Raw genomic sequence first — 208 nt, 5'->3', positions numbered from 1 at the left:
TGTGTGGTGCGGTGGGCGAGTTCGTGGGTGAGGGGTTCGCCGCCGCACATCACGGCGCGCAGGCTCTCCGGCGCCGCCACACTCGCACCGTCCAGCACCAGCGAGAGGTGCGTCGGCACGAACTGCGCCACGCTGACCTCGAACGTCCGCATCCACCCGACCAACGCGTCGGCGTCCCGGTTCGCCTCACCCGGCATCACGCACACAC

Origin of the sequence: Streptomyces sp. ICBB 8177 (genome assembly GCF_003144095.1) — a bacterium.
Classification (GTDB): Bacteria; Actinomycetota; Actinomycetes; order Streptomycetales; family Streptomycetaceae; genus Streptantibioticus_D.
The sequence above is the reverse complement of the archived record's forward strand: the minus strand, read 5'-3'. Positions refer to the sequence as shown.